Raw genomic sequence first — 12,200 nt, forward strand, 5'->3', positions numbered from 1 at the left:
TAAGATAGGATAAAATTCGCAGGGCTTTGTCTACTTGATGATTAAAAATAGAAGCACTAAAGAGCGCCTTTGCCGTTGTTTCAGAACCTATATTATTTGCTCAGCATGTTTATATTATCGATAAAAACCTTCATCAACCGGGTGATCAAAAGGGAAGCATAGAGAGGGATCCATTTTTTATTTTAAAAGCTAAGCGCAAAAAAAAAGCCCCTAAAAGGGGCTGTAAAAGACAGGGATGGTGTCTATGGCAAGGAAAAAACTTCACTTATTGCTACTTCACTACTACGATCAAGAGAATTCGGTACTCAATAAATTTCATTCAATGAGTTATTGCAAAGCCTGATATTGAGACATTTTTTGTTGATGGATCTGCTCAAGTTGGGCTTTCTGCTCAGGTGTTAATAACTGATACAATTCATGATGAATTCGCGCCATTTCAACACGCTGAGTTAATTCTTTTTGCAAACTTTTTTCTAATTGGGCACGTACTGCCTGCTCATCAAAGTCGTCTGCGGTAATTAAACTGTGCAATGCTTCACGCTCTTGCACTGAAACTGGGTTATCAAATTGATAACGGCGTTGTGTTGCCATTAAATCACGTAATTGCTGGCGCTGTTTTTCATTTAACGTGATACCATTAAACATAAATGTACTCGTGCGTTCTTCACTACCAAACAGCTCATAATGCTGAAGTTTAGCCAACGCTGATGAGGTAGGCTCATTTTGCATTTGCAACATTAGGGGAGTCGAACCATCACCAGTTTGTGCCACATTTTCTGGTGTATCCCCAAAAGCCGTCACTGAGCCGAAAATGAATGCAGAGGCTAACGTCAACATTACTGTTGTTTGTGCTGTTCTTTGCATTTCTGACTCCTTGTTCTCGGACAGTGCTCGTGATTCAATGTGGACAACTATACGCCGGTGGCTGCAAACTAGCGTCAGAGCATGTAAAAGAACGTAAAGTCATGGAATCATGAAGATTGTTATCGTATTTTGGCAGTTGGAGGACTTAAACACATGCATAAAATCCTATTAGTTGATGACGACCGTGAACTCACGTCGCTCTTAAAAGAACTGCTCGAAATGGAAGGTTTCAACGTTGTCATCGCCTATGATGGTGAACAGGCTTTACAACAACTGGACTCGTCCATTGATCTGTTATTACTTGATGTCATGATGCCAAAGAAAAATGGTATTGAGACATTAAAAGAGTTGCGTCAAATCCACCAAACTCCTGTCATTATGTTAACCGCTCGCGGTAGTGAGCTAGACAAAGTGTTAGGCCTTGAGTTAGGTGCAGATGACTATCTTCCTAAACCTTTCAATGACCGCGAACTCGTTGCCCGTATCCGTGCACTATTGCGCCGTTCTAATTGGAGCGAACAGAATCAGGGCGACAATAGCAATACGCCTGTTCTGCAAGTTGATAAGCTACAATTAAACCCTGGTCGCCAAGAGGCCAGCTTTGATAACGAAATTCTAGACCTAACAGGTACTGAGTTCACGCTACTCTATTTATTAGCTCAGCACCTCGGTCAAGTCGTTTCAAGAGAGCATCTAAGCCAAGAAGTTCTTGGGAAACGCTTAACGCCATTTGACCGTGCTATTGATATGCACATTTCTAACTTACGCCGTAAATTGCCAGAGCGTACAGATGGTCAACCGTGGTTTAAAACTTTACGTGGTCGTGGATACTTGATGGTTTCAGCAACATGATAAATAGCTTAACCGCAAGAATATTTGCAATTTTCTGGTTTACCCTCGCACTAGTGTTAATGCTAGTGCTGATGGTACCCAAGCTAGACTCTCGGCAGCTCACTTCCCTTCTGGAAAGTGAGCAGCGCCAAGGGGAAATGCTTGAACAACACATCGAAGCCGAACTTGCACAGGCGCCGATGAATGACCTTCTTTGGTGGAGGCGGATTTCTAATTCCATCAAAAAATGGGCGCCTCCGGGGCAACGTCTGATCATTGTGACCAGTGAAGGACGTGTTATCGGGGCGATGCCCAGTGAAATGCAAGTGATCCGTAACTTTATCGGGCAATCCGACAATGCCGATCACCCGAAAAAGAAAAAATATGGTCGCGCGGAAATTCTTGGGCCTTTTTCCATTCGCGACGGTGAAGACCATTACCAACTCTATTTAGTTCGCCCAGCCAATAGCCCACAATCAGACTTTATTAACTTATTGTTTGACCGGCCATTCTTGTTATTAATTGCCACTATGCTGATTAGCGCCCCATTATTACTTTGGTTATCATGGAGCTTGGCACGCCCTGCCCGTAAATTAAAAATGGCAGCAGACGATGTCGCAAAAGGCAATTTACGACCACACCCTGAACTTGAATCGGGGCCGCAAGAGTTTCTTTCTGCCGGTAACAGTTTTAACCAGATGATTAGCGCGCTTGATGGCATGGTCACTGCCCAACAACGACTGATTTCTGATATCTCGCACGAACTACGGACGCCACTCACACGCTTACAACTGGCAACGGCACTCTTACGCCGCCGCCATGGTGAAAGTAAAGAGCTAGAACGTATCGAAACCGAAACGCATCGCCTAGATAGTATGATCAATGACTTACTCGTGCTATCACGTAGCCAGCACAAAAATGAGATCTTAAGGGAGAATATTAAAGCCGATGAATTATGGGGCGATATTCTAGAAGATGCTCGCTTTGAAGCAGAGCAGATGAATAAAACGTTAGATGTCACCGCCCCGCCAGGCCCATGGCCGATTTATTGTAATCCATCGGCGATAGGCAGTGCATTTGAAAATATCGTTCGCAATGCCCTTCGCTACTCAAATACCCACATTGCGGTCAATTTTAAAGAGGAAAACAACGGCATCTTAATCACTGTCGATGATGATGGCCCAGGAGTTAGCCCCGCTGATCGCGAACACATTTTCCGCCCTTTCTACCGTACAGATGAAGCACGCGATAGGGAGACTGGCGGAACTGGCCTAGGCCTTGCGATTGTTGAAACCGCAATCTCACAGCATAAAGGCTGGGTAAAAGCAGACGATAGCCCACTTGGTGGCCTCCGTTTGCAAATTTGGTTACCCGAGCATGGTCGATAATCCCAATTAACTCTCGGCGCCTTAATATTCATTTGATTAAGGCGCCAATTTTATTCCCGCGCCAACATAAGTAATTCCACTTAATTGAAATCCGTTTAATCAATTTGCTATTCAATCATTTTAAGACAGTCAGTATCACCAAATAAGACAAATAGTTCCTCTAGCCTACTGTTTTAATTATGTTGTGATATATCATCATAAAAAGGCAATTTACCGCATGCGCCTATAATCTGCTTTTTATTTATTCAGAGTTTGCCTATTATATAAAAAAAACACCGCACACATGCCTAACTAATACGTCAAATAGAACAGTAAGATAATTGTGGGCGATATCGTACTTTACTCGTGTTCGGAATTTACTTATTACTTTTGCGCCTATTTTCGCGCTAAAACACAAAAAATTAGACGACTCAACTCAACGGATTCATCAATGAAAAAAATCAAGCTTACCAAGTTGGCCATTTTAACGGTATTGGGCGTAATGAGTGGCAATACTCTTGCTGGGGGTCTCGTTCTACCGGATAATAACTTACGAAACGACCTTGCATGGTTATCAGAACGTAATGTTATTCAAATCAGCCTTTCTACATGGCCCCTATCTTCAGAAGAAATTACCCGCTCACTTAATAATGCAAATATCACCAATAGTGAACAAGAAGCGATTGTGCAGCGTATTAAGCAACAACTCAGCCGCACTAAAAATAACCTCCAATTACAAACCTACCTGTCAACGAGTAAGCCATCCATGCCACAGGGGTTCGCGCAAAGCGAATACAGTGATTTCCGTTATACCGTTGAAGGTAATTACAGCACCGATGATGTCGATTTAAATTTAAAAGCGAATGCTGAACGAGCGTTACGTGTTGAAAATGGCTCTGACTATAACCTTAATGGTTCTTACGGCGGCGTGAAAATTTGGAACCAATGGGTTAGCTTTGGTGAGATCCCTCAATGGTGGGGACCAGGCCATGATGGTAGCTTGATCCGTACTGATGCAGCACGTCCTGTCACAGGTTTCCTGATACAGCGTGCAGACCAAAGTCCTTTTGAAACCCCTTGGTTATCATGGATTGGCTCATGGCAATATCAGCTTACAGCAGGTCAAATTAAGCAGTACTCCTCACAACCCCATACCAAGCTCATTGGTTTACGTATGACCATGAACCCAACGGATTTCTTTGAGTTAGGGGGTTCACGCGTAGTCATGTGGGGAGGTGAAGGTCGCCCTAACAACTGGAATTCTTTCTGGAATGCGATGGCCGGTAAAGATAACACGGGTGATCAAAATGATGACCCCGGTAACCAGCTTGCAGGGCTTGACGCTAAAATCAAACTCTACCCGCTGATTGGTTTACCTGTCAGTGTTTACGGCCAAATGATCGGTGAAGATGAAGCCGGTATGTTCCCATCGAAAAATGCTTTTATGGGGGGTATTGAAGGCTACCATACTGCATGGGGTCAGCCTTTAAGCTGGTATATTGAAGGTTCTAATACCCATACCGAATGGAACAAAAACGGCGTGATGTATCGTCACTTTATCTATAAAGATGGCTATTACCAACAAGGTGCACCTTTGGGTCATGCCATGGGTGGTGATGGGCGTATGTTATCAGCCAAAGTGGAATATACCCTTGACGATGATAACCGTGTTAGTACACGTTTAGTCTATGCCAAGGTCAATAAAGAAAGTTATCCACAAAACAAAATCTACCCTAAATCAGAAACAATCAAGGGTGTCGATTTAGGTTGGTGGCATAACTTTGATAACATGGTCAGCACCGATGCAAAAGTCTGGGTATCGAAAACAGATTACGACACCAGTGATGATATTGGTGCTTCCGTCATGGTAACCGTACCGTTCGAATGGTAATCAATCGCCATTAATAAAAGTGTTATATCCATGATAAAACTAGCCGCTGAATTATTCGCGGCTAGTTTTTTATTTCCAGTCGAAATTCGACTTATTTAGAAATCACACTATAATTATCAGAAAGGTTTATTTCTGATGCTTTTTTATTCATTTAATAAAATAATAAAATTAATTATTGCTCTTTATTAATTTAACGTCACTAAGGCGTATTTAGCATAACCAAAAAATAAAAATGATATATTTCTAAATTATTTCACTTATCTTAACTCGATATTCGGGTATAGAAATATATCTCAATCGAATGAATAAAATACATCCATAAAAAATAAGGTTATTTCCTAAGATAGCAGATAAAATATTGCCTACGGTCAGCAAAGGAATCCCAAAGAATATAAATCTATTCTTTACAATAGGTTCGAGAGTTAGCAAAATAATAAGACTATTCTCTAAGACAATCACACCGATAGTCAGCAACTATATTTAGTGATATTATTAGGCGCTTTCGCTTGACCGAGTCAGCGAAAATGCATGCCCTTTTGAGGGCGATGAATGATAAGACGTGCTTATCAATTGAGCGACCACGTAAAAACGTAATGTTTTCAATTAATAAGCACGAATGTAGAATTCGATGGTGCTCTGGGACCCGACAACCCAGTGCGGTAGCTATGTCAAAGACTTTTCAATCGAACTAAATTCACACTAATTAAAATACAGGTTATATAGGGTAATAGATGAATATTAGCATTCTCGGAGCTGGAAATGCAGGTTGCGCACACGCTGCAATGTTTACCTTGCGTGGTCACGATGTAACACTAATAAAAACCTCAAACTCTTTACATGATGAAAATTATAATGTAATAAAAAAAAATAATGGAATTTTTCTTTCTCATAAAAACATAACTAATCAGTTTATTCCATTAAAAAGTATTACTAGAAATATAAAAAATGGTATACAAGATGCAGATTTAATAATAATTATGACTCAAACATTGTATCACCATGAAATATCTAAAAAAATAAAAGAGTATATTACAGATAGAACCAAATATATAATGTCTATACCTGGATATTTAGGTAGTTTACATTACATAGATTTAGAAAATGTAATATTAATAGAGGGTGAGTCAACTCCATATGACGCAAGAATCACATCTCCTGGTCATATTCAAATATTATTTGAAAATATACGAAATGCTATTGGAGTATATCCAGAAAAATATAAAGAAGACGCGCTAAAACTATGTAAAGAGCTAACACCGGCATATCATAAAACAAGAAGTAATATTATTGAATCTGCACTCCATAACCCTAACCTTGTTGTACATACAATCGGAGCAATTATGTCTGCTTCTAGAATTGAATACAGTAAGGGAGAATTTTGGATGTATAAGGAGGCCTTTACTCCAGCAATTTGGAATCTAATTGAAGAACTGGATAACGAAAAAAATAAAGTCATCTCACATTACCACGGTATACCATCACCATATGTAGAAGAATGTAAATATAGAAATGAAGTTGATCTAACTCAAGATGCAAAACAAGTTTTTGAAATGTATGCAGCAACCGGGGGCCCTAAGGGCCCAGAGGATGTAAACTCAAGATATATCTATGAAGATGTTCCTAAAGGTTTAGTTTTATTAGAAACTTTAGCTAAAGTTGCTAATATACCTACTCCTCTAGCGACATCATTAATTGAAATTTCATCCTTTTTATTATCTAGAAACTTTAGAAAAGATAATCAAGAAGAACTTAGTAGTTTTATCAATAGCATTTCTAATAAGAATATTTTTAATAAATTAGTTGGATAAATAATGAAACTTGGCATACTTGATGGATTTAACAAAGAGTGCACAAATAATTATATTAACGCTTGCACTGAACTTAATATAGATTTTGTGTTAATCGACTTATATGCAAATGACTGGCTACAGCAAATACAAAATAGTGATGCAGATGGTTTTCTCTGTAGGCCACCTTGTTCTATCCAAGAGAGAAAAACGATATATGATGAAAGGCTTTATTTTATTTCTCATTTTTTAAATAAAAAAATATATCCATCATATGATGAAAATTTTATATATGAAAACAAACGCAATATGTATTCCTGGTTATCTTTATATAATTTTCCTCATGTAAAAACAAATATTTTTGTAAGAAAAAATGATGCATTAAAATTCATTGAACAAAGTAGATTTCCTTTAATAATTAAATCAAACATTGGAGCTAGTGGTTCTGGAGTTTTTAAGCTTAAGAATAAAAGTCAGGCAAATAAATTTATTAGAAAATCTTTTGGATATTTTAACGGTGCTTTCGCTTTAGGGATTTTACCGAAGAAAAAAAAGTTTGCTATGAATATTCCTCTTTTAGGCCATGCCCAAAAACATTTTTTAATATTTCAAGACTGGATTGAATGCAAATGGGAATGGAGAATAATAAAAATAGGTAATTCTTATTTTGGATATAAGAAATTAATAGGAAAGACTGGTTTTGCAAGTGGTAGCCTTTTAGACGGTTGGGGAGAACCACCTTTAGAGCTATTAAAACTAGCAACTAAAGTATGTGAAACTGGAAACTTCAATTCAATGGCCATTGATATTCTTGAATCATTAGATGGTAAATTTTATATTAATGAACTACAATGTATCTTTGGTGCATATAATCCATCACAAATGTATATTGATGAAAAGCCATGCCGCTATATATATGATGGTAAAGATTATAAATTAGAGTTTGGATATTTTTGCCAAAATGGCTGTGCAAATCTACGTGTAGAACATTTTCTTGATTTACTATCTAAGTAAAATAAACATGAGCAGCAAAAAAATAATAATAAATAATATTTTCAGTCTTGGTTCTATAGAGATAATAGGCTTATTGATACCCATAATCTCTATGCCATTGCTAACTAGTGCTTTAGGGGCTGATATGTATGGTCAATATTTATTAATAATGACCATATTAACCTTCGGAAATACCATTGTGGATTATGGAGTTCAATATTCAGGAGTTAGAGATGTATCTAAAAATATAAACAATAAGAAAGCTAGAGATTTTTTATTCTCAAATTATCAGGCAATCAGACTTTTTCTTTCTTTTATATATATCATTATAATATCCTTTTATTTTATTTTATTTAAAAGTGAATTCATGATGTATATATGGTCATCCTTAATTCCATATATTTTTGGCTATTTTTTATCTAGCCCGTGGTTTTTTTTATCAATAAATAAAACAAAGATTCTTTTAATAAGTGCTCTTGCCACAAAAATAACCACTCTTCTTTTTATAATTTTCTTTTTAAAAGAACCTGGTGATTTTCTTTTTCTATTATATTTTACCAGTTACCCTAGTTTAATATCAGGTATAATACTAAGCTTTTACTTGATTAAGATTTATAAAGTAAAAGTAATAAAGCCTAAATATTTTAACAGCTATATAAAAAGAGGTTGGAATATCTTTATTGGTATACTAGCTCCTAATTTCTATAATTCAATTCCAGTTATTATTTTAGGAAGCTACGCAAGTACATTGCAGTTTGCTAAATTTGCAATTGCATCAAGAATATGTAGTATAATAATGACTTTTCAAGATGTATTTGCAAAAGCAATATATCCAGTAATAATTCAAGATTCTGGAAGTCAATTGAAAAATATATTATTTATTAATATTATATTTAGCACTTTATCAATGACATTCATTTTTACATTAGGCGAGTTTTTTTTAAAGTATTTAATTGGTGATGAACTTGCAATTAATAATTTATATCTTTATATCATTTCTTTTGGGATTTTTTTCAATGGTGTAACTAATGCTCTAAGTAAAGGGTATTTTTTACCTAATTCGCATGATTTAATTTATAAAAAAATCTCTATGCGAGTTTCTATATTATCAGCTATACTCTCATACCTGCTAATATATAAATTTGGTGTCTTAGGTGGTGCCATAGCAATTACTATTGCTAGGTTTCTCTTTTCTTTAGACTATTCTATCACATATATAAAAATGAAAAAAAACATTATATGAATATGAAAAAGGTATTTATAATATTACCGTCTTTAGGAGGCGGTGGTGCTGAAAAAAACATCATTGCATTAGCAAATTTTTTATCAAGAATATACTCTGTACATATAATATGTTGCTACTCTAAAGATGAAAATAAAAACATAAGTAATTTAAATGATAATATACAATTAAGCTTTTTAGAGAAGAAAAAAGTCATTCATTCCTTACCTAGATTAATAAATATTATTAGGACTGAGAAGCCAGAAAATATTATAACTACTGTTGCTTATTTTTCACTATTATTTAGTTTGTTAATCCCTTTTCTCCCCAAAAAAATAAATATAATTTGTAGAGAAACAAATATTCCTGAAATATATGGTAAAGGTAAAGGTAAAATTTATTTTATACTCTCATCTTTAATATATAGATTTTTCTATAAAAAATATGACTATATTGTTTGTCAATCTAATGATATGTTAAAATCCATACAAAACGTAACAAGAATGACAAAAAAAAATCAAATAGTAAAAATTAATAATCCGGCTATTCCATCCACTGAACTAAAGGAGATAAGATATGAGGACTCATTACCATTTAAAAAATATATCCTATCTGCTGGAAGATTAACATATCAAAAAGGGTTCGATTTATTAATAACCGAATACAAAAGTTCAATATTTTTTCAGAAAAATATTCCTCTTTTAATTGCTGGCACAGGACCAATGGAGAGTGACTTAGCTAGAATAATTAAAGATAACAATCTAGGCAATCATATTTTTTTAATTGGTTTTAGAAATGATATTAATTTTTTGTTAAAAAATGCTCTTTGTTTTATTCTATCTTCTAGATATGAGGGTTTCCCTAATATTGTATTAGAATCTTTATACTTGGGCTGCCCAGTTATTTCTAGAAATATTTCGGGAGGAATAAACGAAATTATAAAATCTGGTTTTAATGGTTTTATCTATGAAAATGATTTAGAAAAGCCGTCAAATTTGTTTTTTAAAACTTCTTTTAATAAAAAAGAGATTTCTTATGATATAATGAGTAGATTTAGTCCAGAAAATACTCTTTCTAAATATTTGGAGATCCTAAAATAATGATAGCAATATTGATCTCAACGACCTATAAGAGACTATCTAATATTCAATCCCATCAGTTTCCTGTTAGTGATAAACTTAATTACATAATATCATGCCAAGGTGAAAAAGAACATAATGATGATTTCTATATATCACATTTAGATAAAGTCTTCAGTAGCAATTCATACGTTTTATTACATTTGAAAAAAAGTGGATTATCAAATAATAGAAATAATTGCCTAAGCTATTTTATTAAAAATGATACTAATTCTACGCATTGCTACATAGCTGATGATGATATTTCAATTATTAAGGAAAATTTATTTACTCTTAAAGATATTGCAAGTAAAAATAATATAGACCTTGCAATTGGGAAAGTAATCACTGATAATGAAAGTAAAATAGAATACAAAAATTATCCTGATAAACAATTCTTTTTTTCTTTAATTTCCGCTTCAAAAATTAGTAGTGTTGAGATGCTAATATCAAAATCAATTTTACTGAAAACTAAAGTTGAATTTGATAAAAATTTCGGCTTGGGAACGACATTCCCATCAGGTGAAGAATATATTTTTTCTACCGATATTATAAAGAAAAAAGGTAAAGTATGTTTCTTTCCTATAAATATTTGTATTCACCCAATGGAAAGTTCTGGAAAAGATTTTTTTTCATCACGAGATAAAATTCAAGCTAAAGGTGCTATGCTATGTCGTATTTTTGGTTCGAAAAAAGCTAAACTTTTGGCTTTAATTTGGGCTATAAAAAAGCACACAGTATATAAAAAATATATTAGCTTCTTCTCTTTTAAAAAAACATTATTTTCTGGAATAGAAAATTTCTCCTCACTTAATAAGTAAATAAAATAGACATGACCTTTCTATTTCTACTTCTTTTCTGTACTTTTTATTTCTATATAATAAAAAATTACACTCCTAGCTTTATATTATACCTTCCTGCTTTTATTGTTTATTTCTTGATTGCTGGGTTGCAATATAATGTTGGTTCTGATTACCCATCATATATATACATATATGAAAACCCTTGGGTTTTGGAGAGATATTTTAACTCAGGAGAGTTTTTCTTTTATTATTCAAATATTATTTTGAATAACTTGGAATTACCATCTCAGTTTATATTCATACTATTTTCCTTTGTTCAATCCCTTTTTATATTCCTTTACCTAAAAAAACTTAAGCATTATCATATTACACTTTGGATTTTTTTTGCTCTATTTATTACTGTAACAAACATATATAACAATCAATTAAATGGAATACGTCAATATGCAGCTTTAACTCTATTGCCATTGTTAACTATAACTCTTTATGAAAAAAAATATAAAACTTATATTATTGGCTGCTTGTTTTCAATGACTTTCCATTTTACAGCTATTATTTTTATAGCTTTGTTATTTGTTAGGCCTTTATTAAAATTTGTATTACGCTATCCTTTTTTGTTATTTTCATTAAGCTTACCATTCTATATATTTCTATCCCAATCTGTACCATTTATTCTTGAACTAACAAATATGAAATATAGTTCGTATATGGAAAGTAAGTACTTTCAACCTAGAGATATATCAGTTATAATAACAAAATTATATTATCTTCCTTTGATTTTATATTTCTTTTTTATATTCAATAATAAAAAAGAAACTCACTTTAACTATATGAATTTTTGTCTCGCTATATTTGTAATAACTTTCTGGTCATTTATTATGGGGCTAGACATTGGGCTACTTTCAAGATTGGCAAACTATTTTTGGTTTTTCGTCATCTTTCCTTTGCTATATTTATTAAATAATGCATTGCAACGAAAAAAAACTTTCGAGTTTTTATTTATTTTTGTTTATTGCATTTTACCGTATTTAGCCAAAGTCACTTTTTTAGCCAAAGGTGAGTTTTTATATCAAAGTTATATATTCAATTAACTTTATGGAATTAATATGAAATATTTAGTTACTGGTAGTGCAGGTTTTATCGGTTTTAGACTATGTCAGCGTTTATTAGATAGTGGTCATGAGGTTGTTGGGATCGACAACATGAATGCTTATTACGATCAGGGTCTGAAACAGTCTCGTCTACATATTCTTGAGCAATACTCTCATTTTCGTTTTATCCCACTTGATATTACTGACCGTGAAAAAGTTGTGGCGCTGTGTAT

Annotated in this window: 11 protein-coding genes; 10 read left to right on the plus strand and 1 reads right to left on the minus strand. The window is 34.1% G+C overall.

The genetic code is table 11. The features are described 5' to 3' along the window. Positions 1-327: 327 nt before the first annotated feature. Positions 328-864: a Spy/CpxP family protein refolding chaperone gene (locus PR833_RS18940; protein WP_014657231.1), complete on the minus strand. Its 537-nt coding sequence runs from the start codon at positions 862-864 to the stop codon at positions 328-330. Between the two features lie 153 nt (positions 865-1,017). On the opposite strand from PR833_RS18940, the gene cpxR reads away from it, so the two are divergent. From cpxR to PR833_RS18985, 10 genes are all read left to right on the plus strand, one after another. After that, positions 1,018-1,716 (plus strand): envelope stress response regulator transcription factor CpxR, encoded by a 699-nt coding sequence (gene cpxR / locus PR833_RS18945; protein WP_004924392.1) that lies wholly within the window; start codon positions 1,018-1,020, stop codon positions 1,714-1,716. Further along, positions 1,713-3,083: an envelope stress sensor histidine kinase CpxA gene (gene cpxA, locus PR833_RS18950; RefSeq protein WP_004924389.1), complete on the plus strand. Its 1,371-nt coding sequence runs from the start codon at positions 1,713-1,715 to the stop codon at positions 3,081-3,083. Before cpxR ends, cpxA begins: the two co-directional genes overlap by 4 nt. 481 nt (positions 3,084-3,564) lie before the next feature. After that, the gene (locus PR833_RS18955; RefSeq protein WP_404936028.1) at positions 3,565-4,953 is read left to right on the plus strand and encodes a capsule assembly Wzi family protein; all 1,389 of its coding nucleotides are present in this window, start codon (positions 3,565-3,567) and stop codon (positions 4,951-4,953) included. A 731-nt stretch (positions 4,954-5,684) separates the two neighbouring features. Further along, positions 5,685-6,761, plus strand: coding sequence for an NAD/NADP octopine/nopaline dehydrogenase family protein (locus tag PR833_RS18960; protein WP_272526425.1), 1,077 nt, complete (start codon positions 5,685-5,687; stop codon positions 6,759-6,761). Between the two features lie 3 nt (positions 6,762-6,764). Beyond that, positions 6,765-7,754 (plus strand): ATP-grasp domain-containing protein, encoded by a 990-nt coding sequence (locus tag PR833_RS18965; protein ID WP_272526426.1) that lies wholly within the window; start codon positions 6,765-6,767, stop codon positions 7,752-7,754. 7 nt (positions 7,755-7,761) lie between these two features. Continuing rightward, positions 7,762-8,976 (plus strand): oligosaccharide flippase family protein, encoded by a 1,215-nt coding sequence (locus PR833_RS18970; protein ID WP_272526427.1) that lies wholly within the window; start codon positions 7,762-7,764, stop codon positions 8,974-8,976. Continuing rightward, positions 8,973-10,055, plus strand: coding sequence for a glycosyltransferase (locus PR833_RS18975; RefSeq protein WP_036942527.1), 1,083 nt, complete (start codon positions 8,973-8,975; stop codon positions 10,053-10,055). Before PR833_RS18970 ends, PR833_RS18975 begins: the two co-directional genes overlap by 4 nt. Further along, positions 10,055-10,894, plus strand: a complete 840-nt coding sequence (locus PR833_RS18980) for a hypothetical protein (RefSeq protein WP_036942526.1) — start codon at positions 10,055-10,057, stop codon at positions 10,892-10,894. The genes PR833_RS18975 and PR833_RS18980 overlap by 1 nt, the downstream gene beginning before the upstream one ends. An 11-nt stretch (positions 10,895-10,905) precedes the next feature. After that, on the plus strand, positions 10,906-11,967 hold the full coding sequence (locus PR833_RS20485; protein WP_036942525.1) for an EpsG family protein: 1,062 nt from the start codon (positions 10,906-10,908) through the stop codon (positions 11,965-11,967). A 15-nt stretch (positions 11,968-11,982) separates the two neighbouring features. Beyond that, a partial coding sequence (locus PR833_RS18985; protein ID WP_196712851.1) for an SDR family NAD(P)-dependent oxidoreductase occupies positions 11,983-12,200 on the plus strand: 218 nt, incomplete at its 3' end.

The organism is Providencia sp. PROV189 (assembly GCF_028480065.1).
Classification (GTDB): Bacteria; Pseudomonadota; Gammaproteobacteria; order Enterobacterales; family Enterobacteriaceae; genus Providencia; species Providencia stuartii.

Bases quoted from the DNA above. Each gene is read 5' to 3' on its own strand.
- PR833_RS18960 (WP_272526425.1), top strand. From the start codon at position 5,685: ATGAATATTAGCATTCTCGGAGCTGGAAATGCAGGTTGCGCACACGCT.
- PR833_RS18955 (WP_404936028.1), top strand. From the start codon at position 3,565: ATGAGTGGCAATACTCTTGCTGGGGGTCTCGTTCTACCGGATAATAAC.
- PR833_RS18975 (WP_036942527.1), top strand. From the start codon at position 8,973: ATGAATATGAAAAAGGTATTTATAATATTACCGTCTTTAGGAGGCGGT.
- cpxR (WP_004924392.1), top strand. From the start codon at position 1,018: ATGCATAAAATCCTATTAGTTGATGACGACCGTGAACTCACGTCGCTC.
- PR833_RS18965 (WP_272526426.1), top strand. From the start codon at position 6,765: ATGAAACTTGGCATACTTGATGGATTTAACAAAGAGTGCACAAATAAT.
- cpxA (WP_004924389.1), top strand. From the start codon at position 1,713: ATGATAAATAGCTTAACCGCAAGAATATTTGCAATTTTCTGGTTTACC.
- PR833_RS18970 (WP_272526427.1), top strand. From the start codon at position 7,762: ATGAGCAGCAAAAAAATAATAATAAATAATATTTTCAGTCTTGGTTCT.
- PR833_RS20485 (WP_036942525.1), top strand. From the start codon at position 10,906: ATGACCTTTCTATTTCTACTTCTTTTCTGTACTTTTTATTTCTATATA.
- PR833_RS18980 (WP_036942526.1), top strand. From the start codon at position 10,055: ATGATAGCAATATTGATCTCAACGACCTATAAGAGACTATCTAATATT.
- PR833_RS18940 (WP_014657231.1), bottom strand. From the start codon at position 864: ATGCAAAGAACAGCACAAACAACAGTAATGTTGACGTTAGCCTCTGCA.